Origin of the sequence: uncultured Draconibacterium sp., from assembly GCF_913060805.1 — a bacterium.
GTDB lineage: Bacteria > Bacteroidota > Bacteroidia > Bacteroidales > Prolixibacteraceae > Draconibacterium.
On record NZ_CAJXTC010000025.1, the window covers coordinates 15,251 to 40,089 of the forward strand.

Consider the following 24,839-nt stretch of genomic DNA (forward strand, 5'->3'; position numbering starts at 1 on the left):
CGTTGTATGAAAGGGAAAGGAACGGTTTTCGAGAACCAGTCCCTTCCCTCTTCTATTGATTTAATTACCGGCAAATCCATCGGCAAAACCAGCGTAAGCAGGCTTGCGGTCATAATTCGCATCCCATAATCCGTTATTCTCACCATTGGCATTGTTGGCACTTGAGAGAGAAATTCCGTAGCGCTGATCTGCAGGTACGTAAGTATTGTACAACTCAACAACCGACTTATACATATCGGCCTGTTCCTGTAGCATTTCTGCCGTTGGATCTGATGATTCCAGCGAAACTTTAAGTTCCGATATTCTTACCATTTTTCCTGATTCAGCAAGTATCTGCAGCATTGAGGCAATATTATCCTTGTCGGATGAAAGGGTAAGGTGCAGCTTGGTTGAAATACCATCAATAGTTGCGCCCTGAGCCTCCACGTAATCCATGTAAGCTAACAGGCCACGGCATTTCACCAAATTTTTCTCCAGGCCATAATCGCTGATGAATAACAGGTCGCCTGATTTACTGCTGTCACGCGCCATAATAAAGGCTTCAGCGGCGTATTTTGGTCCCAGGTAATCCTGCCAGTAAAATTCGCCATCAAGCTCTTCTTTATTTTTTCCTGTTTTAAGTTCCTGTGGATTAGAATCATCCATAGGTTCTTTTACAACAGTCCAGGCATTGATACCATCTTTACAGGCATTTAAAACACCCGAAATCCATGATTGCAGACTTCCGCGAATAATCTTTGCCTTTTCTTCGTTGGTAAGGTCAAGATTAACTTCTTCCTGCGCAATTGCAGCAGAACCAAGTCCGCTAGGCTCATTCATGGTCATCGTGATGTAGATTCTATCGAAATAGTGTCCACTTTCTCTAATTTTGAAAGCAACTGTATGTTCTCCGGCTTCCAGGTAAAATGAGTCTCCATTTCCATCAAAGTGTTTCGACCATTCCCATGAATCAGTGTTTTGATTTTCGATACCGTTCGGATAATAATATTCGTTGTTATCAACACTGATGAACCACGAATCGTCACCACCATAAGGTTCATGACAACGGTGTCTTAACCAAATGTAGTAAGTTCCTGATGTTAGCACATTGAAGGTGTAAACAAACTGCATGTCGGTATTAACCGCATCGCTTGGTAAACCTGTACCTGTATCGTATGTACCTCTGTCTCCATCAATAATACCTTCAAGGTATTTACCTCCTGAAATGCTCGATGCATCACCTTCTTCCAGGATCATAAACTGGCCGATTTGCTGCGCATCTTCACATTCGAGGAAAATCTCATCCGGATTTTCTACCGATCCGTTTACATTGATCAGCGATATACCCTGAATGTTCATATAGTAAGTAGCATTTGGCGTATAGCCCATTTCAATTTTAAACGACAACGAGCCGCTTCCATCAAAATCGTCAACCTGAAACTGTACTTTATTCCAACCAACTTTTGTTTGGAATGTTGGAGACTCAACTCCTGCCGCGGTCCAATCCAATTCAGGTTCGTTTTCATTTAAGCCGGTGAAAACAACACGGCCTTCACCAACAATATCAGAAAGTACGTAAAAGGTTATCTCGAATTTGGCACCCTCATCAACTCGGTATTCAGGCGATTGTAAGGATGTTACACTACCGTCACCTTCCGATGCACCATTCACCATTTTTACACAAGGTTGTCCCAGGTAATTTTCAACGGTTACATTCCCTTCCGTATTCCAGTCGGTAAACGAACCGTCGTTTAAAGGCGTAGGAATTACAAAGTTCGGGAACAGTGGCGTATAGAACGTAAAAGGCGCAATAAGCGATTTCAGATAAGTTGAATTTTGGTTTGAGCTTGATACAAGCGCATCGCCATAAACCGACAGCCCTCTTTCTCCTGCTTTGCTCATGTAGTTTTGAATCGAGGTGAAATCGTAAATTCCATCGTCGGATAAAATTACATTCTGATTTAGCGCTGATGTCGGAGTTACTTCTTCGAAATTTGTCTCCAGCAAGGTAGACAAAGGACTCGTACCGGAAATATTGTCTGAACTTGCATTCGCTCCTAAAACAAGATCTCCCGTGTACGATTTAAGAACATCGTATGCATTAAGTGCTTCCCTGTCAATTACACTGGCAGGTTTCTCCACCTCGATACCTGCATCCAGTACAGAATCGAGATCGGCACACGAAGCAAAAACCGCCAGGAAAGTCAACAAGACTATATGTTTTTTATTAAATCTTTTCATAATTCAATGTTTTTATCAGCCCCGTTTTTCAGTTTTTCACCTATTCCGGGACTGAATGATTTTTACATATGTTACTCGACCGTAATGTTATAGTACTCAGGAACTATCCCTCTGTCTCTGCTAACCAATGTATCTTTAGTCGTGTAGGTATAACCTAAATCGATTAGTTCAACTGTATAGTCTAAATACAGTCCATCGCGGTCTACACCTCCCATGCTGTTTTTTTCACCATCGGTAACAAATCTTCCAGTACCGCTAATCGAATAAGCAGAAGTACTTCCTGACACGGTGCAGTTGTTATCGCTATCAAATGTTAGTTTTAAATCGACTGTAGCACGAGTGGTTAAGTTATCTTCTTCGTATATCGAGATTGGAAGTGTGCACTCGGTAAGCGAATTTGTAGAAATACTAACAACTTCGTCATACTCAACGAACTCGCTACGGCGAATGTCGGTTACAGTACCTGCACCATCCGAGATTTCATCAACACCTCTTCTCAGGTAGTTGGCATCCCATTTATTTACATACTTAACGGCATACAACACATAGTCTTTCGGAGCAATTTCCCAGTCTGCACTTACCATGCGGTTTGCATTGGCAACTGTTGCTTTACCAGACAAAATACTGTCGGCATTTGTCGCACCAGTCATCACCAGCGGTATTACATACTTATTGGTAATGCTTTGCGGGTCGTTAAAGAATGCATCGGTAAACTGAACTACAACTCCGCCAAGAATTTCACCTGCTTTAATTTCAATAGTATTAGCTTCCAGTGTGTAATAATTAGAAGGCATTGGAAGGATTTCTGAGCCGCCAACAAACGAAACGCCGTCACACAATGACTCATCAACACTTATATCGATAATTCGGTCTTCGTTGTTTGCATACACACCTCCCATGGTAGCCATAATCTTCACTTTGTGTTCATTGTCAAGCGAATTATCTACCTGAGGATCGTCTCCCAACTCCAGGGTTCTCAATGGATACTGATTGGCGAAATATACGGTCGTAAAATCGAAATCAGGAAATGAGACGTCTTGATTTCCGCAGGAAGACATTATTCCTGCGACAAGAACTGCTAGTAATATTTTATATACTTTCATGATCTTAATTATTAATTATTATTCCCAACCTCTGTTCTGTACAAGATTATTGTACTTAAGTATTTCACTGTATGGAATTGGTCCATAATTCTTATAGTCGGAAAAAGAACGAGGCTCTACATCAAACACCTCTCCGGTGCTTGCATCGTATCCTTTTGCAGTTTCGGTTAAATCGACTTTCCATCGGCGTAAATCCCAGAAACGGAATCCTTCGAAACAAAGCTCAAGTCTTCTTTCGTTGCGAATTAATTCGCGCATCAAATCCTGATCTCCAGAAATCTCATCGAGGTAAGGATCGCTTGTAATTCCGAGTGCTCTTTCTCTGATGGCTCTGATTACATCAACTGCTGAATAACTTGCATTTGGTGCCGAACCGGTAGGGCCATAAGCCTCGTTGGCAGCCTCAGCATAGTTGAGGAACATTTCGGTATAACGAATGCGCGGTGTATAGTTGTTTTTACCTTGCCACGAACCGCCGGCATTGTCGTAGTTCACATCCATTCGCATGCGTTTTTTCATGTAATACCCTGTACGGGTTGAAGTTTCGCGGAAGTTGATGGCATCATCGGTACCGGAAGCGCTACCTGTTAGTATTTCAGTATTGTTTACACCAACAGTGCTACCGTTGTAGACGATAAAATGCGATAAACGTGGATCGCGGCCTGCATACGGATTTTCAGGATCGAATGTACTGGATGCGCTTGTAATTGGATAACCATTGCTATCCGGAAATGCATCAACCAGGTTCTGAGTCGGGTTCATTCTTCCCTCTCCGAATAATGATGGTGGGAAATTTTCTTCTTCCTGATCAGATGTTAAACTTGCAATATTATTACGCCACAATATCTCGGCAGGATTATTTCCTTCGGCCACCGCATCCAGTTCGTCAGTATTTGCAAAATAAGTAACTCCGTTTGGTGCCAATCCCGATAGTCCGCCAATTTGTTCCAAAACATCAGCAGCGTACATTGCTGCATCTTCCCAACTTGTTGTGTTCGATGCATCGTCGAATGCAGGACTTGCAGCTAACAAAGCCACTTTTGAGCGATACGCCATGGCAATTTGTCCATCCATAAGTTGCTTAAATAAGTCGCCCATCGCCCTGTTGTAGGTACTCGACAGCGATACCATACCGTTGTATTTCTCTGGTACCTGGTCTAATGATGCTACACTTTTGTATTCAACAGGAAGTAACAGAATAGCACTATCCAGGTCGCTTATAATCTGATCGACACACGCTTGAAAGCTGGAACGTGGCAAATTAAAATCGGCATTGGCATCCTGAAACTCTGTTAAAATAGGAACACCTAACAATTCGCCACTGCCTGAAAAACCACCATGGTTTCTTAAAAGGTAGTACAAGAACACACCTCTTAAACCGTAGGCTTCACCTTTCATTCTAATATTAAAAAGCTCAGCTGCTTCAGGGTCATCTGCCCAGTCAACATTATCAACTCTTTCTAAAAATGTATTCAAATATTGAATAGCACCGTAACCGTCAACCCACATATTAACCGGGTTTTCCGTAGCTGTCCATGCACCTGTAGCCATCTCCAAATATGAATTCTCTCTGTCGTTTGTTACGGCATCATCAGTTGCATATTCGATGTTATTGTACGTATTCGGCAAAAACCGGTACGTGGTTGTTAATACACCTTGTGCATATATCGGGTCAGAGTACATCAGGTCGAGATCTTTAAAGTTCTCGATGGCAGGCTCGAACAGGTCTTCGCAGCCTGACATGATGAATAAACTGACCAACAGGAATAAAATATATCTTTTCATTGTCTTACTTTTTAAATTTTAGATTAGAAAGTAGCTTTAATACCTATGTTATAAAAACGGTACTGAGGAGCACGTCCAACGTTCAATTCCATCATTTCACTTTCTTTTGAAATGGTCAGAAGATTTTCTCCGCTTACATATAAACCTAAATTGCTAAGCAACGAATTGGCTGAAAACATCGTTTCAGGGAAATCGAATGATAGCTGAACTTTGGTTAAATCGAAACGATCGTTGTTATACATCCAGAAACTTGAATTTCTGAAGTTGTTGGTATTGGATGTAGTAGTTAAGCGCGGATAAGTTGCAGTAGAAGCAGTTTCGGGTGTCCATCGTCCCAGAACCGGTTCTGAATATTTACGATTTCCGTAAACCCAGTAGTACGATGAACTTTTGTACCCGATTGCTCCTGACTGTCCTTGTCCCATTGCAAATAATGTCCAGTTTTTATACTTCAGCGTTAAATTTACACCGTAAGTGAACGGCGAAGCAGAATTACCACTTTTCCCAAGTTCAACCTGGTCGCGTGTGTCAACAATTCCATCGTTGTTCATGTCCTTGTATTTCAAATCGCCAGGTAAAACATCTCCGAAAGTTTGAGTTGCATGATTATCGATATCAGCCTGATCGGCGAAGAATCCTTCCGAAACATAACCAAATGATGCATCGATAGGTTTGCCGGCTCTGTATTGGTAATCGTCCTGGTAAACTTCATCTCTGATGGTTGCTTCAGAACTATAAACCATACCTACAAAACCAATGTTGTATTCGAAATCGCCAAATTTATTGTTGTGCGATACCGCAAAATCGAAACCACTTCTCTCGTCCTGGTCGTAGTTAATGTTAGGCAAATACGAGTAATCCCACCTTGAATAATACGAAGGATAAATTGTGTTATCGCCCTGGATTAATAAACCATCGGTTGTCTGATTAAAGTAGTTTACATCGAAGGCAACTTTGTTGTTGAAAAGTGCTCCTTCCAAACCAACTCTGTACTCCTCGCGTGTAATAAAATCCAAATCAGGGTTTGAACCTCTTTCCGACAAAACGGTCGGGCCACCCATTGCATTGTCTCTCCACTGATACCATGCAGAATCATCGTAGTATCCCTGGTACATGTAGTATTCTTCAATATCGATATCCTGATTCAGTTTTGCATACGAACCGGTTAATTTAAGATTATTGATAAACGACACGTTTTCCATGAAATTCTCGTCGCTTAATCTCCATCCTAAAGAAACTGAAGGCGAGAAAGCATTTCTGTTGTCTTTTGGCAATTTTGCCGAATGAATCATTGCACCTGAAAGGTCGATATAATACTTGTGTGCATAATTATAGGCTGCCTGAAATCCGAGGTTGGCGTTGCTCAGGCTGTGATAATCACTACCTTCATGATCTTCATCAACTGAATTTCGCGATTGATATCCCCATCCTACAATATTACCGGTAACATTGTGTACTGAATTAAATGTTCTTAGGTAATTTAATTGCGAATAAAATGTAACGGTTTGCTTGTAGCTTGAGTCACCGATGTACTCGTTTGTAGAGTTGGTATCATCACCATATTTGGTAAGCGAAATAATCATATCCTCACCGTTCATATTCGACCAGGCCGGCTGGTAAGTCGCATATCCAACACGGAAAGCTTCCGAGTACCTGTTGTTATAATCAATAGCAAAAGTATTTTTAAACGACAGACCTTCTGTAATTCCGCTCAAATCGGCGTTGGTACTTACTTTAAACTGGAAAACACGGGTTTTATAGCGAATATAACCGGCTTCCAACATGTCGGCAAACGTATTGGTTTGCACTGCATTGTTACCGCCCAGTAAATACTCGCCATCAATAATGTGGTTACTGTTTTCAACAATACTTAGCAAGTCGGCATTGTTAGCATCCAGCATACTTATCGGAATAAAAGGAGTAAACCAGTTTGGTCGCATTGAGGAACTGCTTCCCCAAAAATCGCCACGCCCAACATAGTTGTTGTTAAAAATTACGGCAGCATCAGTTGTAGCAGACAACCAACTGGTAAGTTGCATATCAACATTACCGCGTACCCTAAAGTTAAGGTCCTGGTTTTCGGCTTGTTCACCATATTTAATGATGTCGTCGTTATAAGTCATACCAAAGTTGGTGTAAAACTGCGTTTTCTTATCTCCACCCGAAATTTCAACAGTAGCATCCGTTTTGTTATATGCTTCTTTTAAATACTCGGAAGAGAAAAAGCTGATATCAGGATACTTATAAGGATTAACTCCTTCTGCAGTGTTGTAGATTGTAGCATCGTCGTAAATGCGTGCAATACCATCGTTATCTGATGCTTCGTTGTACAACGACATATAACCGGCAGCATCAAGATATTTTGGATAACTTTTAGGAACATACATTCCTGTATTTGCTCGTGCCGAAATGGTTAAAGGTTGCTCTTTACCACGTTTAGTGGTAATAAGGATAGCTCCTTTGGCGGCCTTACTTCCGTAAAGAACCACTGCACTTGCTCCTTTCAAAACAGTAACCGACTCTACTTCGGTAGCATGCAGATCATCAGCATCTCTCGGAATACCATCAACAAGGATTAAAGGATCCTGGCCCCAAACATTGCCCGTGTAACCGCCAACAAAGCTGCGGATTCCGTCGAGCGAATTGGTTTGATAATTCATATCCAGTAATGATGCAACATTAACTGTTGAAACCGCACCAAGAATATCTTCTTTGGCCTGGGTACCAAATGCAACATTTACAAGTGAATCTGTCTTCAGCAGACCGTCGTCAGCGCTGGCCCCCGATGAGAGATAAATAATGCTATCCGGATTTGCCTGCGCCTGAACTTTTTCCATACCTATTGTAAGTATGGCAAATAAAGCTGAGCAGGTATAAATAAATATTTTCTTCATTTCATTTCAAATTAAAGTTTGATAAATCAATTGAAACTTTATCATCATTAATCAATTTACCATCCCGGATTCTGTTGAAACTCAGGATACAGATTAATATCATCAAGTAAAAATGGAAACCAGTAATGCTTTGAAGTGAGATGTCTTTCAAAAATCGTGTGCATACTCAAATTCAATACTTTAGCATTTTGATAATCCTCAGCTAGTGCTGCACCTGATAAACCTTCCGGATCTCTTTCAAATTCAAGTGCTTGTTTTAAGGTATATGGTTGTTTATCCAGAAGTTTCCATCGGCGTAAATCGCAAAAACGGTGTCCTTCGAATGATAATTCCACTGCACGTTCTCTCTGTAGCTCGCTCATAAAACCGTCGATCGACGATAAATACTGATCGGCAACATGCCCAACGCCTGCTCTGTCTCTAACAACGTTAACTGCATCAGCAGCCGACAGCGAATAAGAATTTGAACTTGCACTTACACCATAAGAAACTGCTGTAGCTTCGGCATACATTAAGTAAACATCAGCTAAACGCATCAAACTCAATACCGTACAATTGTTGCTCATTGTTGTACTTTCGGTATTTCGTTCTGCTAAGCGTGGTTTCCATTTTGTAAGCATCAGGCCGGTAAGGTTTGAACGACCTCCGTTTACGGTTCTGAATCTACCACCTGAATACAGGCTGGCAAACTGAATGTCTTCCTGAAGCGACTCGGTTGCACTGCACCTTTCACCGTCCAAAATAAAATCCTTATAAAACCTTGGATCTCTGTCTTTCCATGGATATTCCGGATCGTATCCCGATGCTCCATCGGCTTCCGTTACATCTCTGTCTTGGTTGATTGGCAAACCATTCGCCATTCCGTAATTGAAGAAAGCATAGTTTGCTGTCGGGCTGATATAATATCCCCCCTGACTCATGTCTTTAGGGATGTAGTTATTAATCTGATTCCATCTGAATCGTCCGGCAGCTCCTACAGTATTTTCCCAGAAGATGGTTTCTTTTAAACCGGGAATTCTACCTCCACTGTTTTGCGTGTAAAACAATTCGGTGTACTCGCTAAAAGGAGCTAATTCGTATCGTCCTGTTGATTCTGACAAAGCCAGGGCTTCGCCAAGAGCGTCAGCTGCACGTTTACAATAATCCTCGTTGTAAGTTGCAGAACCTCCGGAAGCTTCATTCATTAACGGGCTACCGGCATACAACAAGTTCTTACCGAGGTAGGCAAGCGCCATAATTTTATTAGCACGCTGCATGTTATTACCCAGAGTAGCTCTACCGGCATCGGTATCATCCCAGTCAATTGGTAACAACTCAGCAGCCCGCTGTAAGTCGGCAGCTACTTTTTCTGCAGTTTCCTGGTAATTTAAACGAGGTATACGAATAGGTTCGTTTGCAGGAATTACATGGTCAACATATGGAAGTCCTCCCCAATATTTCATTAACTGGAAATGAAACCAGCCTCGGAAGAAGTAAAGTTGTCCTTCAATCAAATCTTTTTCTTCCTGTGTAGCATCAATTAGCAGCTCCAGGTTTTCTAACCCGATATTTGCTTTTCTGATACCGTACCACGAAAATCCCCATACATTTCCTTTTTGTTTTGAATCAGTAGAATTAGTTCCTGAGGTTCCGGTTCCAAACGGAGATCCATAAGCACTCCAGTCCCAGTAGTTACCTCGGTCAATATCAAAAGCAAATACTTCGGTAGCTGATTGATCCCAGTGTTCTTCATCGCCCATATTCCAGGTATTATGCCACGCATAAAGTGTGTAAACCGGAATACAGTTGTATAATTCTTCGGTAAATCCCTGAAAATTTCTAAAATTCTCAAAAGGTTCTGTTGGGCTAATATCACTATTAGGCGCTTTATCCAGGTAATCCTCGCAGGAAACCAGCCCTAACACGCTTGTAAAAAGCAATGTCGCAATAAGCGTTTTTATATGTTTTATTCTCAAATTCATTGCATTAGTTTTAGAAAGTTATATCAACACCTAAATTAACACGACGCATGGTTGGATATGCTCCGGTTCTTGAGCCTCCGCCAAAGTTACTTTCGCGGTCATCCGGCATATCTGTCCACAAGATCAGGTTATTTCCACTCACGTATAACTTACAAGCTTTCATACCTGCCTGTTGTATCCAGCCACCGGAAAATGTGTATCCGAGTTCGGCTGTTTTTAAACGCATGTACGAACCATCGTACAGGTATCTTGTACCGCGCGATTCATCACCTTTGGAAGCAATCCATCGTGGTAAAGGAACATCGCCACCATCTTCAACAGTCCAATACGTTCCTTCGAGGTACGCGCTGTTTTTGGCCTGGTAGAAAGTTGGGAAAAGAACTTCCCTTGTAACGTTTGATACACCATAAAACTGCATCGAAAAGTTTAAACCTTTCCAGTCGGCTCCAATTGTTGTACTAAATGTATTTTGCGGAACTCCTGTATATCCGTAAGGTGCTCTGTCGTAATTATCAATAAGTCCGTCGCCGTTAAAGTCAACAATATTGTAATCTCCGGCTAACTTAACTCCGTTGTTAATCTGGCGGTTTGTACTTCCCAACACATCATCCCAACTTGCCAGGTATCCGGCATCGATGTACGACGAAGTTTGGTTAATAGCATATCCGGCAGTTTTCTGATAATCAGGATACAACTCCGGATCGTCGGCAAAAATAACCTCGTTGGTAGCGTGTGTAAAGTTGGTATTGGCCCAAAGTCGGAGGCTCTGATTAATTACCTTGCTTAACCTCACTTCAAGCTCGAATCCAGAACTTTTAACTTCTCCAAGGTTACCGGTAGGTGCCGATCCTCCGAAATACGAAGGTATTGCACGCGATGAACCGCTAATAAGAATGTCAGTTCTGTTGTCGTTAAAGTAGTCGAACGAACCGGCGATTAAACCATCAAAGAATGAGTAGTCGGCTCCAATATTTCTTTTCTCAACGGTTTCCCACGAAATTGCAGGGTTACCAATCGATGTATTTCTGAAATATTCGTAAGGCGATGCGTTTGATGCAATCGCTCCCAATAATGAATTATCTCCGTAACTCCACTGATCGGCATACAACCAGCGGCCACCAACGGCATCATCACCAATTCTACCCCACGAACCACGAACTTTCAACATATCGAGGAACCAAACTGACTCCATAAAACTTTCTTCCGAAATCATCCATCCTCCCGAGAATGACGGGAAGAAAGCAAAGCGGTTTTGAGGTCCGAATTTTTCCGATCCGTTGTAGGCACCGTTCACTTCGAAGAAATATTTTCCTCCGTAGTTGTATGTACTACGGAATACCCAGTCTTCGCGGAAATGGGAAAATTCGCTACCGCCTGCATACTTTTCGCGACTGAACAGTGCGAGCGCAGTAACATTGTGTTTTCCAAAATCGCGGGCGTAGTTCATTCGCAGCGAGTAGTACTGTCTTCTGAAAGTTGAATTAGTACTTACATTACCCGCCTGTGTACTCCATATAATCTGATCGATATAATCGAATTGCGTTGATGCATCAATTGGCAAATCATAAATAATTTCGCCGTTACCTGGATCAACCCACATACGTTGAACAGTTTTGAAAGAATTATCTTGTACTCCCCTGTCAACTTCTCTGAAAGTGTTATCGATAGAATAAGAACCTTCAAATTTTAAACCTTCGGTAATAAAATCAAGCTCTTGTTTTAAGATAAAGTCGGTGGTAATTTTTGTTTGCGTTTGTTTTTCAATTCCGTTACGTGCCAACTGGAAAACCGAGTTTGGCTGGTTGGCATCGTGTGGGAAATAAAAACCCCAAATTCCGGTTGATTCGTAAACAGGTTGCATGGCATCAGGCGCAGTAAAATAAGCTGCCTGCCAAGGCCCGTTACCATTGAAATTCCACGGTGTTTGCTGCACACCGTTCGAACCAAACAAATTCGCACTGAAGCTGGTAGTTTTGGTTAACTGAAAATCGAGGTTACTACGAACGTTGATACGGTTGTAGTTAAAACCGGGATCGTAACCCTGGCCATTATCAACTGTTTTAAACAAGTCGCCTTCGTTAATAAAATCGGCCGCAGCAAAATATTTGGCAAATTTGGTACCGCCCGATACGTTGATACTTGCGTTGTACGCCATCGCAAAATCCTTGAACAACACATCTTCCCAATTTACATTTGGGTAGCGTTCAAATTCGGTAAGGTCGGCCGGATAGCGGTATTTATTAATTACCGACATTGGCGTATAATCTTCCCAACTTACCGGAGACACACCCATTTCTCGTTCGATTGCCTGATTACGTAACATCAAGGCATCGTATGAATCGTATTTCTCAGGAAGTTTTGAAGGAATCTTCATGGTAGCATTGGCACGAACCTGAATATTGGCTTTACCTTGCTTACCGCGTTTTGTAGTAATAAGAATTACACCGTTTGCACCACGTACACCATAAACTGCAGTGGCCGAAGCATCTTTTAATACCGACACACTCTCAACCGATGAAATATCTACATCGCTCATCGAACGTTCAATTCCATCAACAAGAATAAGCGGATCGCTGTTATTCCACGATGATTGTGTACGAATAATAATCTTTGGATCTTCAGAACCAGGCTGACCGGTAGAAGAATAGGTAATTACCCCCGGCAATTTACCGGTAAGCGCAGTACCTACGTTTGTTACACCACCCGATTTTTCAAGAACATCTCCGGTGGTTTGTGTAATTGCTCCAACTACACTCTCTTTTTTCTGCTGACCATAACCAACTACAACTGTTTCTTCCAGTTGTACACTCGACGATTCGAGCGTAACATTGATCTGGCTCTGGTTGGAAATATCAATTTCCTTTGTTTCCATTCCAATGAACGAGATTACAAGTATCTCTTTATCCGTTGGAACATTCAGCTCAAAATCTCCATCCACATTTGTGGGAATACCGATAGTAGTACCTTTAACGATTACCGTTGCACCAATTACAGGCATATCCTGATCATCGACTACAGTACCTTTAATCGTTCTGGTATCTTGTGCAAACAGCGATGTATTGATTAAAATCCCAAGTACTAATACCAGTGTTTTTATCAAGTAGTTCTTTATCAGTGACGATAAAGCAACTTTTTGAGATGATAAATTAATTCTGTGTTTCATTATATTCTCTAATTAAATTGATAAAAGAGTTCTAAATTTCATCTTCTTAAATGTTTAATTTTTAAGGACTAAGATGGAACTCATCCCTGCGTCAAACCGACGGATCGGGATTCGTTTCATTAGAAGCTATTTTTACTTACTCTGAATTGATTTGGCTCAACCTTTACGGCGAGCATTGTACAGGTAATCGGAAATAATGAAAGACAGAATGTCTTTTGTAGATGTTTTTACTCATAAGATCAAAGTTTTAGTGTTCATAAATGATATTGATTAAATTTCTTGTTATTCAAAACTGAACTCCTTAGCCGACGCATACATACCAATGGTTGTTCCTGTGAACCCACCGGCTCTGGCAGTCGACAAAAAAGAAGCATCAACTTTATCTGCTATTAGTTTCCAGTCATCGTCTCCAAGCGCGTAGTAGAAAGAAAATTCGTACCCGTTGGAGGCTATTTTTAGTCGTATTTGTTCGTCGTGTAGAATGATGGTTTCGGAGCTTACTACATCAAGGGTTGTTGCTCCCACCTTTTTTACCGAAATCGCAGTCTGTCCGTCAATTTTCTCCACCACCATTAAATACTGATGTTGCTCATTTTTCATAATTAGCATACCGGCCGATTCCGTCTCAGAATTTGGCGAGTAATACATGGCACTGGTACTTTCGAATTTATGGTGTTGCAAACGTCGACCAATAAAGGCAGGAACTTTTAGTTCGTTGGCTGCTACATCGGCGCATTTTAAATTCAGGTAACCCGGATTTTCAGCTAGCGAATACAAACCGGCTGCATTTCCGCGCACGGTTAACCACTCCATTCCTAAGGTTGCGGCATCAAACTCATCATTCTTTGTAAAATTCCCGAAAGTGATCGACGAGTCTCTTTTTACGCCTTCCATGCGAATAATGCGGGGAACCACTTCGTCGCCTTTGGTCATATAAGGATAACCGTCCTTGCCCCATCGCACGGGCATCATAAATGTTTCGCGCCCCAGGTTTTCGAATTTGTTATCGATAGGCCGGCAAGCCAAAAATACCGACCACCACTCTCCATTGTCTTTTTGAATGATATCAGCGTGTCCGGCGCAGGTAATTGGCAACTCTCTCTCCGGACTAAGATGTTTTTGGGTAAGCATCGGATTTTCATCCCACGGCGTATATTTACCAAATGGTTTTGTACTTTTAAATATTACTTCACGGTGATTTACTGAAGTACCACCTTCTGCGCACATCAGGTAATAGCTTCCATTTATTTTATACATGTGTGGTCCTTCAATCCAAATCGGTTTCTCCGAAAGGTCAACACCACCATTCACCAACATTATACTTTTGCCAACCGTTTTATCGGTTTCCAAATCGTACTCAATACCACGAATAGCACGATGTCCCTGGTAAGTAGATCCTCCATCCGGTTCATCATTATTTACGATGTACGCTTTGCCGTCGTCATCAAAAAACAACGAAGGATCGATACCATGAACCTCGGGTAACCAGATTGGATCGGACCAATCGCCAAAGGGATCAGTGGTTTTTACCAGAAAATTACCACCAAGCATATTTGTGGTAATCATGTAATAGGTTTTGTTATGCGGATTGTAACTAATTGCCGGAGCAAAAATCCCGCGCGAAATCCCCTGACCTTCCAACGGTAATTGTTCCGGCCGGTTTAACACATTTCCTATTTGTTTCCAGTTCATTAAATCGGTGCTGTGGAAAATAGGCACACCCGGGAAATAGCTGAACGTGGAAGTAACCAGGAAATAATCTTCTCCGTTGGTACAAATACTCGGATCGGAATACCACCCCGGAATTATCGGATTGTAATAATAATCGTCGCCGGGTAATGGATTCTCGTTGTAGAAATCGTCGTTGCCGGTATAAGTGAAATAATCAAAATGTGCCACCAAACTATCGGATTTAAAATCCGGACGGATTGAAGTGGACATCTGCTTACAGGAAGTAGAAAAAATAATTCCCACGAATGCAAGAATTAAGATCAAAGCCTGATTTAAGTTCGTTAGTTTCATTTATACTTTCAATTTAGGCGAACAATTATGAGTGCTTTCGCCATGCGTTATTCACTCGTTGTCAATTTCAAAAATATAATGAGCTACCAACGACGATTTTTAATTTTGGATATTTAATGTTTAAATTGAGATACAATTCAGAACACGGGACAGAACAGACTGGAACACTGATACTTACAAAAGCACATTTTTAGCAAAAGGATGTGTAAATCAGGCAAATAAGAGGATTATTGTCTGTAATTTTAAACAATAAATGAGTGTTAAAGTGGTTCAGGAATCCTTATCCCATCATTTGAGTAGGCGATTTTCCGAAGTGTTTACGAAATACGGTACTAAAATACCCCACACTGGCAAAACCACACTGCTCGCTTACCTCGGTTATTGAAAGTTCTTTTGTTTGTAATAACTCCAAGGCGTGATTTAAACGAACAGCTTTTATGAAATCTGTAGGCGACTGATCCGTCAGCGATTTAATTTTTTTATACAAAAGCGAAGGACTAACATTCATGGCAGAGGCAAAATCGTTTTTCGAAAATTGTGCATTCGCCATGTTTTCATGTACCACCTCAATCATGCTTTTCAGAAATTTATCGTTGAGTTGGTTCTCCACAATGGCTGATTCCTCTCCCCTGCGAATCAACTTTAAGGCTTTCTCACGAATGATTTCGCGATTATTAATCAACGATCGAATACGTTGCTGAAGAATGGAAACATCAAATGGTTTAGTGAGGTAATCATCGGCACCAAGTCCCAGTCCCTGCAATTGTTCAGCTTTTCCAGCCAAAGCGGTTAATAAAATAATTGGTAAATGCGAGGTTTCATAGGTTGATTTAATTTTACGGCACAACTCAAAACCGTCCATGTTGGGCATCATAATATCCGAAACTACCAAATCGGGCGTTTGCTTCTGAATAATATCCCAGGCTTGTACCCCATCTTCGGCCAGGTATACCTGAAATTGTGGTTCCATTGCCGTTTTCAGAAACTCGCGTAAATATTCGTTATCCTCAACAATTATCACTTTCATTTTAAGCGTAACCTGCTCTTGCTCATCATCTTCTTCATTCATAGCTGCCGGGCTTAATTCGCGGGCAGATTCAACCGGAATGGCATTTTCCACTGCAGGTTCATTCTTTTCAACCGACGAAACGTCAACGCTCTTAACCGGAATGATTACCTGAAACAACGAACCTTCGTTCAACTGACTTATACAGTTGATCTTTCCGCCATGCAAAGTCACGTAGTTTTTTACCAAAAGTAAACCAATACCAGACCCAACAATTTTTGAGTTCACCACATTTTCGGCCCGGTAATACTCCTTAAACAACTGACGTTGTGCCTTTTTGCTAATTCCTATTCCATGATCCTGAACTTCAAGCATCCATCTGCTTTCCGAACAGTTTAAACGGACTGTAACCTCAGTATTTGGTTTCGAATATTTTATGGCGTTCGAGATTAAATTGTCAACTACCTTGTCGATCAATGTTTCGTCGATTGCTGTAATAAATTCAGAAAGATTAGCCGAAAACCTGAGAGCGATATCTTTATTGCCCGCATACGATTCGAACATCATTACCCGGTTTTCGATGATTTTTACCAAATCCACCATTTGAAGCGAAAGGCGTTCTTTCCCTATATCCGATTTCTGAAAATCCATAAGTTGTGTTACCACATTTAGCAAACGTTGCGTTTGTTCCGTTGCCAGGTGCAAATAATGATGCCCTTTTCCCGACAGACCGGATTCCTTGTTCAACTCTTCTACCGGACCTTTGATCAGGGTTAATGAAGTACGAATATCGTGCGCAGTATTGGCAAAAAACCGGATCTTTTCTTCCGAATGGATTTTCTTCAGGTTATGAATATAATAGAGAAGCAAAAAGAACAGCAGCCCAACGACGAAGGTAATTACAAGCAGTTGGAACCACCAGGCTGCCCAAAAAGGTGGAATAACATTTAACTCAATGGAACGCTCGGCCAAAAGCCGTGTATTTGAGCTATCGAACATCTTAATTTGCAAGGTATAATCTCCGCTTGGAATATTTGAATAAGAAAGAATCCTGTTGTTTGAAGGGTTTGTCCAATCCTCATCAAGACCATTCATTTTCCAGGAGAATTTAGCTCCCGGAGAAACGACCTCGATGGGTAACATTTCAAGCGTAATGGTATTCTGAGTGTATTTCAGTGACAATTTTTCAAGTTCGTTCAACGGACTGTCGAGCATAGTTGAATCGAGATCGCGAATGGATCGGCCCGATATGGAAAGTTCCTGCAAAAATATGCTCCCCTTACCTTCTACCGGTTCAATTTCTTTTGGATCGACAATTACCACCCCGTTATTTGTTCCCCACATCAATCGCCCATCATCAATAATCTGCGAGGCACGAAGATTATACGATACATTGCTAATACCCGGAAACGAATTAAATGTTAGTACCGATTTATCCTTTTCATCCATCCTGCACAGTCCCTGTTCTGTTGCAATCCAGAGATAACCATTGAAGTACTCGATACTTGATATGAAATTTGAAGGCAGGCCTTCATCTACCGTGTAACTTTCCGTTTCCCCGGTTACAAAGTCGTAGTGAATTACTCCACTTCCCACGGTACAAAGCCAAGCCTCGTTGTTTTTTAAGAATATATCGTTTATAATATTGCCTTCAACAATATTTTCAGTCTCACCCGTATTTTTATCGAATAAAACAAGTCCGTTGGTGTTGCATATCAGCAATTTGTATTCTTCGTAATCAACTAATTTACCGGCCGTAACAATTGGAAATGAAGTGTATTCATCTCGTCTTAAATCATAGCGAATTAAGTCGCCCCGAACGCCACCGATCCACAAAAAACCATCCCGGTCTTCCATAAAATCAAACACGTAATCGCCGGCAAACTGACCATTTGTAGTTTTCTGGCTCAGGTGTTTTAACTCGCGGCCTGTTTTTTCATCTAAAACGTACACACCCGAAGAATAAGTACCGGCCCATATCCTTCCCCGGCTATCTTCTTCGAGGGTTAAAAATACCTGCGCGTCGTCTTCATTATTGTGGTAAAACGATTTCCATTGTCGGGTAGAAACATTCTGAAAACTAATGCCGTTATTCGTAGCAAACCAAAGGTTGCCACGTGAATCTTCCAGTACATCGTTTACATCATCGTTAATCAACGAATTTGTATTGTTTGTAATGTGCCTGATCTGCGAATACACCGGGTTAGCCATATCGAAATAAGAAGCTCCGCCACTGTAGGTACACACCCAAATTCGGTTATTCTTGTCGCGGTATATATCGTAAACGCCGTTCCCTTTTAACGATTCAGGATTATCGGCATCTTCTTTCATTACATCTAATATCTGGTGAGTATACTTATCTATTTCCCAAACTCCTTGTCCGTCAATTCCAATTAATACAGATGAACCTGTATAGTTTTCGATTGCAAGAACAGGTTGATTGGCAATATCAGGTATATGTATTAATTGCTTTTCGTCACCATCGCGCAACACATAAACCCCGTCTCCAATCGTTCCAATCCATATCTCGTTGGGTATAATTTTAGTGGACAAAAAAGAAACACTGAACACTTCGTCCTCAGGATATTCAAAATAGGTTCCGGCACTCATGTCCGTTGTATTATAAATACCAATTCTGTCAGTAGCCGAAAATATGATTGTCTCATCATCCAGCCAGGTCATGGCCCGAATACCATTTGTTACCGATGTAGCTTTCTGCCCCTCCTCCTCTGAAAAGTAGAACATTCCGGCGGTTGTTGAAATCCATAAACGTCCCTCTTGATCAACCAACAAACTGGAAACTGACAGGTATGGATTTCGAAGTTTCTGAGAGAGATTAACAAGAAACTCAAAACGGTCTTTTATTTCGTTGTATTTATAAATCTGACTACTATTGGTAAAAGCATAGAGCCCGTTTTCTGAATAGGTCAACTTCACATTAACAATATCCGTGGTTTCGTAAGGAAGTTGGTAAATACGAATATCGTCCTGCGTGTAACGAATAATTCCCATTTTCGACGAGATCCAGATAAAACCATTATCGTTGCCACAAACCTTGTTGGTTTCGCGTAAGGAAATGTCATATTCATCGTTCAGATTGTAAAAATGAACATTATTACGGTTTTGAGCGAACAACACTGAGTTCGCACCGATGAAACAGAATAGAACAAATAGAATGTAATAATACCTCTTCATAAAAACCTCCCCAGACTTAATAGCTTATCACAGTATAAAAAAACAGAAATTCTTAAAACAATCTATACTACTATTAATAAAAATGACTTTCGTATTTATCCCTCTTTTCTTAAAAACACCTCTCGGCTGGTACTAGTTAGCAAAATGACAGAGGACCCGGATGAAGTTTTATACTTTTCCGGATCCTTCTGATCAATGTAAACTAATCTATCAATAACTATAAAAACTAAATCTCATAACTAATTCAAAAACGCAATTCCTTACTTCGCTGCAGCGGGTAATATTGCCTGGTAATTACCGCTTAAATGCATTAAACTAAAAAGGTACATCAAGCCGTCGAAATACTGATCGAAGTAACCGTCATCGTAAGGTTCGAATTTGGCATTCCACAACTCGTGCACAAAATCATAATCAGGATCAACATCTCCAATTAATGAGGCAGAAGCCGAAGTTGCCACCAAACCCAACGAATGACGCAGTTTTCTGTATCCTCCTGCAGCCAGAATCCATTCCGGCTCTGTTCCGTCAGGATTATACTGATCGTTAAATGTTTTAATTCCCTCTTTTCGCAAAAATCCCTGAAACCGGCTGGCGTAATCTTCCTGCCACGCTTTGTCTTTGTCAAACCAAACGTAGTCCATGGCAATGTTCATAGGCACGCGCCACGAATCATATCGAAACGCCTGTGGCATCCAACGCGCATCGTGTTTTGAGCCGTCAAAATTGGCATAATCGTAATTTAAGCCGGTTACCGGATGACAAGCACGATGCAGAAATACACGAGCCGTATCGGCACAATCGCGGTAAAACTGTTCGTGACCATCGTTGGCAAAATCGGCCCACACTTCCATAAACGCCGGTAAGTGGTACGACGGATCGGTCCAGTTGTAACCATCTCCTTCGGGAACAAAACTTATTTGTTTGTGCTCCACATTTATTACATGATGAATGCCGCCTGTTCCGTCTTTTGCCCACATTGCATCCAGTATGCGGCGCGCCTCGGCATAGTAATCAATTCCGGTGTCGTTACCCCAACGGTTAGATGCAAACAACAGCGAGGTTACAAAATACAACTCACCATCGGAAGCCGAACCAACTGAATTTTTCTCGTTGGTTTTTGGGTTGATACTCCAGGCAAAATAAGCTTCGCGCGGCCCCGACTGGTGCTGCATATATTTTTTACTCCAACGCCAGAGCTTGTCGAACATTTCCTTTTTATTGAACTGAACGGCCACCATCATTCCGTACGACATTCCCTCTGAACGTGCGTCGTGGTTTTTCAAATCGGAAACATAGGCCAGTGAATCTTCCACTTCGAAATAAACACGGTTCGGCCCTTCAAAAAGATCTGTGTAAGCTTTCTTCAATTTGGCATCAATTTCGGTTTGTGAATAACCGGCTTGTAAAAGGAGGTTTGGATACTCACCCGTGTAATAAGCTCCCGTTTTTTGATTCGTTTGTGCGAATAAAACAGAGGAAATACTTAAAAGCAACATTAACAAGTACACCTTGTAAACAGCTTTATATTTTATGGTTTTAAGTTTTAAGTTCATTGGTAAAGTCTTTAAATTATTTGGTGATTTTCAATTCAAATGTGTTAGCGATCAAACTGAATCCAATCGATTTCTACCGGATCATTGCTGATGTGTTCCACCTTTAAATTATGCACTCCTTTTACTGATTTTAACGTTTTGGTTTCTATTGTTTTCCATCCATTATTTGCCGGCACTTCAATTTTTGCGATTACATTTTCATTATCAGATACTACCTGAATTACTCCTCCATTATCTGCTTTAACACGCACCTGGATCGTTTTCGGTTTCTTCTTAAAATCAACCGAATTATAGCTAATCCAGTCGCCTTTTTTCTCAAAAATTGTTTTCCAGCCGTCAAAAGTGTTTTCAGGATTCAGAAACTCAATACTTGCATTTTCACTTTTAGCACTGTAGCGATCGATTTCAATATTTGAGTTAGAAGGTGTCACTCCTACTCCACGAAGCGTCGGAGCTACCTTTTGAATAGTACCATCCGCATTAAAAAACAGGCTGTCGATTCGTACGGAGCGGTTTTTATCAAATTGCGGCGAATAATCATTGTGGTGATAAAACAGGTACCACTGATCTTTGTACTCAATTACTGAGTGGTGGTTGGTCCAACAACCTACAGGCGACTCGTCCATGATCACTCCGGTCATTTCAAAAGGCCCCATTGGATGATCTCCTATGGCATATTCCAGACGTTCAGTTTTGTTTTCAACGTGTGGAAAAGTCAGGTAATATTTATCATTTCGTTCAAACACCCACGGACCTTCTTTTAATCCTTCTTCCGGGAGATTAGGAATGATCATCGGCTCCGAATCCAGCTCCAGCATATTGTCTTTCAGTTTAGCGACAAAAATATTTCCTTGCGACCAGTACAAATATGCTTGCCCATCCTTATCAATCAATACATTCGGATCTATTCCGTGTACTCCTTCAATATTCTTTTCCTGCGGAACATACGGTCCTTCAGGCTTATCCGCAACGGCAACACCAATTCCAAAACCTCGCTCGCCACTTGGGCCGTCAGCCTTTGTATTGGACGGAAAATAAAAATAGTATTTACCGTTTCGTTCCACACAATCGGGCGCCCACATGCTGTACGATGTAGCATCCACCCAGTCAGCATCGTACTGGCTCACAATCATTCCATGATCAGTCCAATCAGTAAGATTTTCAGAAGAAAATACATGATAATCTTCCATGCAAAACCAATCTTTACGGAGGCCGTTACCTTCGGGTGCCTGAATATCGTGCGATGGAAACACATAAACTTTCCCATTGAAGACTCTCGCCGACGGATCGGCAGTAAATTGGTCGCGAATAAATGGATTCTGAGCAGAAGTACTTTTCATACTACACATGGAAACCACACAAATAAACGCGAATATCAGATTTATTTTATTCTTCATTGGTTTTAGTTTTTTCGTTTTATTGTCCTTTAGTTATCAATATTCTAATTCAATTTACCTCCCAAAAGCGAAAGCATTTTTTCACCATATCTTTTACCCAGAATACGGTAACCTTCGGCCGTAAAATGAAGATGATCGTGAGCACTAGGGCATCCACTCGACGGGATAACGTATGAATTTGGTATGACTTCCGGTAAGGTGGCAATAATTTGGTTCATGCCGGCGCATTTTCCTTCCTGATCAGCATTAACAACCTCACCGGCTAATAAAGGCACATCATCCGGATTCAGTTTCAAGTCGGTCATCAAATTATCATACACCAGCTTTACCTTTTGGGGCCATAATGTATCTCCGGTATTCGACTCTCCCTGGTGCAGCAAAATTCCCTTAATAACACCATCTTTCTGAGCCGCTTTAGCCATTTCGACCAAACGCCTATAAGGATTGCCATCATACTCCTTAACCATATTTTTCAACCAATCAGGAGATGTTTCCACATAGTTTTGATAATTGGTTTTATCAAACAGTTCAATTTTGCAACCGCCAACGGCTACATTAATAACCCCTATTGTTACATTCTCAGGAAGATTTTCAACCAAGGTACGGCCAAAATAATCGGCAGGAGTCAAACCTGTGCGACACCTGCAAAGAGGCGGCACAGCCGTGTACCAATTCCCTTTTTCCCGTTCCAGATCAGAACAATCGATGGTCGACATCACCTGGAAACGTTCATCAACATCGATGGTATCCTGAGGCTCGATTCGGGCATTTCCCTCCATATTCGACTGCCCAAGGCAAAGAAAAATATAGAAATTGGGATTTTGTGAAAAAACATTCTTTTCACCTATCACCAATACAAAAACTATGAATATGAAATGTTTGATTTTCATTTTAAGTATTGATTTAGCTTTAGTATTTCCCTATCCGATTACAGTCATTATTTTTCTGTAAGTTGATCACTGATTTTGAAATAATCAAAGTCCACAAAACCTCCCGGATTTTTGGTCGCGTAATTAAACAAGCCAAAACGATAGCCCATAAAATGATCCAGGGTATACAACATTTTCAGTTGCGAACCAATTGGAGTCCAGTTTTTACCGTCGAGGCTATAAAAGAAATTTGCAACATCTTTACGATCCTTAAAATCACACTCAGCTTTCAGATAAACCGTTTTCTGTGTAAGCGGTAAACTTTCAACCTCTTCAGGCGTGTCGGTCTGGCCACTTACCATGACGATCTTTTTCTTGCCGTTTTCAAACTTCACCCCTACCTGACCGAAATTTTTCTGCAAGAGTACCAGCCCGGCAAAATCACCTTCTTTCATATTCGAAACATCAATGGAAGTTGAGCCCGAGCACTCAGGGCCGATAGTACGTTGCGTCAATGTATTTTTTGCCAGGAAAATACTATTGTCAATCCGTCCGGTTTTTAGACGCAAATAGCCTTTGCGCTCGCGAACCGACCAAAGCGAATGATCCGGATTGTGGTTCCATTGCCAAACCAGTGGAAGATCGGCATCTTTTTTACTGCGTTTAAAATCGTCTGAAGCGACAATACCCGGAATCAATCCCTTGCTTGCGGGAAGCTCGAGAGTTTCCGGCACTTTTCCATCAACACCTAACACCGGCCAGTCATTTTCCCAATTTACCGGCACGAGATACGGAATACGGCCAACGGCGCCATTGTCGCGGAACAAATAGCTAAACCAGCGTCCATCGGGGGTATCGATTAAACCGCCCTGAGCAACACCTTTATCCTGCAGCGCTAATTTGCCCTCCCACGGGCCATTGATGTTATCGGCGCGATGAATGACCACAGTGCGCATGCCACCGCGAGGCCAGGTAATATTAAACAGGTAGTATTTACCGTTTACTTTGAATAACTGCGAACCTTCGGCGCCAAGCATAATATTATCGCCAGCCGGTGCACTCGCATCTTCAATTAACACCCTTTCAGTTCCTTCTTTAATTCCGGAAAGGTCAGCTTTCAACTCTACAATTGCCAGCTTTCTAACTCCCCAAATCATATATATCCGGCCATCATCGTCGAAGAAAATGCTGTGATCATGATAAGACGGTTTAAATTTTTTAAGCTCCCAAGGACCATTCTCAATGTCTTTGGTGGAATAAATATAAGTGGTTCCTGTAGTTCCGGAAAAGGTCGATACATAGTAAGTATCGTTATGGTATCGGATACAACTTGCCCATGATCCGCGGCCATAGTCGCTCTTGCCGTTTTCCAGATTCTGAACGTCGGTATCCTCCAAAATGTCGTAACAATAATTCACCAGTTCCCAATTCACCAGATCTTTCGATTTCATAATAGGCACCCCGGGATTCATGTGCATGGTAGTGCTACTCATGTAATAAGTGTCTCCCACACGGATCATCGCCATATCAGGGACATCGGCGTAAATAAGAGGATTCGTGGCTTTGTTGTCCTGCGCAAAAGTTGGATTTACTGTCAGGAACATGCTGAGTAAGTAGAAAAAAAGCAAATATTGTTTAAGCATGGTTCAATTTATTTTGATTGTTTATTTT

Annotated in this window: 12 protein-coding genes; all 12 read right to left on the reverse strand. The window is 41.4% G+C overall.

What is annotated here, in order from left to right; all coding sequences use genetic code 11:
- Positions 1-60: 60 nt before the first annotated feature.
- Entirely contained in the window at positions 61-2,220 is a 2,160-nt protein-coding gene (locus QZ576_RS15000; RefSeq protein ID WP_297098594.1) for an endo-1,4-beta-xylanase, read from the reverse strand.
- Positions 2,221-2,291: 71 nt separating this feature from the next.
- Complete coding sequence (locus QZ576_RS15005; protein ID WP_297098596.1) at positions 2,292-3,323, reverse strand: DUF5627 domain-containing protein; 1,032 nt, start codon at positions 3,321-3,323, stop codon at positions 2,292-2,294.
- 18 nt (positions 3,324-3,341) lie between these two features.
- Positions 3,342-5,108: a RagB/SusD family nutrient uptake outer membrane protein gene (locus tag QZ576_RS15010; protein WP_297098598.1), complete on the reverse strand. Its 1,767-nt coding sequence runs from the start codon at positions 5,106-5,108 to the stop codon at positions 3,342-3,344.
- A gap of 23 nt (positions 5,109-5,131) precedes the next feature.
- Entirely contained in the window at positions 5,132-8,002 is a 2,871-nt protein-coding gene (locus QZ576_RS15015; protein WP_297098600.1) for a SusC/RagA family TonB-linked outer membrane protein, read from the reverse strand.
- 56 nt (positions 8,003-8,058) lie between these two features.
- Complete coding sequence (locus QZ576_RS15020) at positions 8,059-9,963, reverse strand: RagB/SusD family nutrient uptake outer membrane protein (RefSeq protein ID WP_297098602.1); 1,905 nt, start codon at positions 9,961-9,963, stop codon at positions 8,059-8,061.
- 10 nt (positions 9,964-9,973) lie between these two features.
- A complete protein-coding gene (locus tag QZ576_RS15025; protein ID WP_297098604.1) occupies positions 9,974-13,126 on the reverse strand; it encodes a TonB-dependent receptor in 3,153 nt (1,050 codons plus the stop codon).
- Positions 13,127-13,408: 282 nt separating this feature from the next.
- Positions 13,409-15,148: a glycoside hydrolase family 43 protein gene (locus tag QZ576_RS15030; RefSeq protein ID WP_297098606.1), complete on the reverse strand. Its 1,740-nt coding sequence runs from the start codon at positions 15,146-15,148 to the stop codon at positions 13,409-13,411.
- Between the two features lie 280 nt (positions 15,149-15,428).
- A complete protein-coding gene (locus QZ576_RS15035; RefSeq protein ID WP_297098607.1) occupies positions 15,429-19,349 on the reverse strand; it encodes a response regulator in 3,921 nt (1,306 codons plus the stop codon).
- Positions 19,350-19,609: 260 nt separating this feature from the next.
- Positions 19,610-20,902, reverse strand: a complete 1,293-nt coding sequence (locus QZ576_RS15040) for a glycosyl hydrolase family 8 (protein ID WP_297098608.1) — start codon at positions 20,900-20,902, stop codon at positions 19,610-19,612.
- Between the two features lie 44 nt (positions 20,903-20,946).
- Positions 20,947-22,299 (reverse strand): family 43 glycosylhydrolase, encoded by a 1,353-nt coding sequence (locus QZ576_RS15045; protein ID WP_297098609.1) that lies wholly within the window; start codon positions 22,297-22,299, stop codon positions 20,947-20,949.
- Between the two features lie 44 nt (positions 22,300-22,343).
- Complete coding sequence (locus QZ576_RS15050; RefSeq protein ID WP_297098610.1) at positions 22,344-23,189, reverse strand: sialate O-acetylesterase; 846 nt, start codon at positions 23,187-23,189, stop codon at positions 22,344-22,346.
- Between the two features lie 47 nt (positions 23,190-23,236).
- Positions 23,237-24,811, reverse strand: a complete 1,575-nt coding sequence (locus QZ576_RS15055) for a glycoside hydrolase 43 family protein (protein ID WP_297098611.1) — start codon at positions 24,809-24,811, stop codon at positions 23,237-23,239.
- Positions 24,812-24,839 lie beyond the last annotated feature (28 nt).

Bases quoted from the DNA above. Each gene is read 5' to 3' on its own strand.
- QZ576_RS15000 (WP_297098594.1), bottom strand. From the start codon at position 2,220: ATGAAAAGATTTAATAAAAAACATATAGTCTTGTTGACTTTCCTGGCG.
- QZ576_RS15005 (WP_297098596.1), bottom strand. From the start codon at position 3,323: ATGAAAGTATATAAAATATTACTAGCAGTTCTTGTCGCAGGAATAATG.
- QZ576_RS15010 (WP_297098598.1), bottom strand. From the start codon at position 5,108: ATGAAAAGATATATTTTATTCCTGTTGGTCAGTTTATTCATCATGTCA.
- QZ576_RS15015 (WP_297098600.1), bottom strand. From the start codon at position 8,002: ATGAAGAAAATATTTATTTATACCTGCTCAGCTTTATTTGCCATACTT.
- QZ576_RS15020 (WP_297098602.1), bottom strand. From the start codon at position 9,963: ATGAATTTGAGAATAAAACATATAAAAACGCTTATTGCGACATTGCTT.
- QZ576_RS15025 (WP_297098604.1), bottom strand. From the start codon at position 13,126: ATGAAACACAGAATTAATTTATCATCTCAAAAAGTTGCTTTATCGTCA.
- QZ576_RS15030 (WP_297098606.1), bottom strand. From the start codon at position 15,148: ATGAAACTAACGAACTTAAATCAGGCTTTGATCTTAATTCTTGCATTC.
- QZ576_RS15035 (WP_297098607.1), bottom strand. From the start codon at position 19,349: ATGAAGAGGTATTATTACATTCTATTTGTTCTATTCTGTTTCATCGGT.
- QZ576_RS15040 (WP_297098608.1), bottom strand. From the start codon at position 20,902: ATGAACTTAAAACTTAAAACCATAAAATATAAAGCTGTTTACAAGGTG.
- QZ576_RS15045 (WP_297098609.1), bottom strand. From the start codon at position 22,299: ATGAAGAATAAAATAAATCTGATATTCGCGTTTATTTGTGTGGTTTCC.
- QZ576_RS15050 (WP_297098610.1), bottom strand. From the start codon at position 23,189: ATGAAAATCAAACATTTCATATTCATAGTTTTTGTATTGGTGATAGGT.
- QZ576_RS15055 (WP_297098611.1), bottom strand. From the start codon at position 24,811: ATGCTTAAACAATATTTGCTTTTTTTCTACTTACTCAGCATGTTCCTG.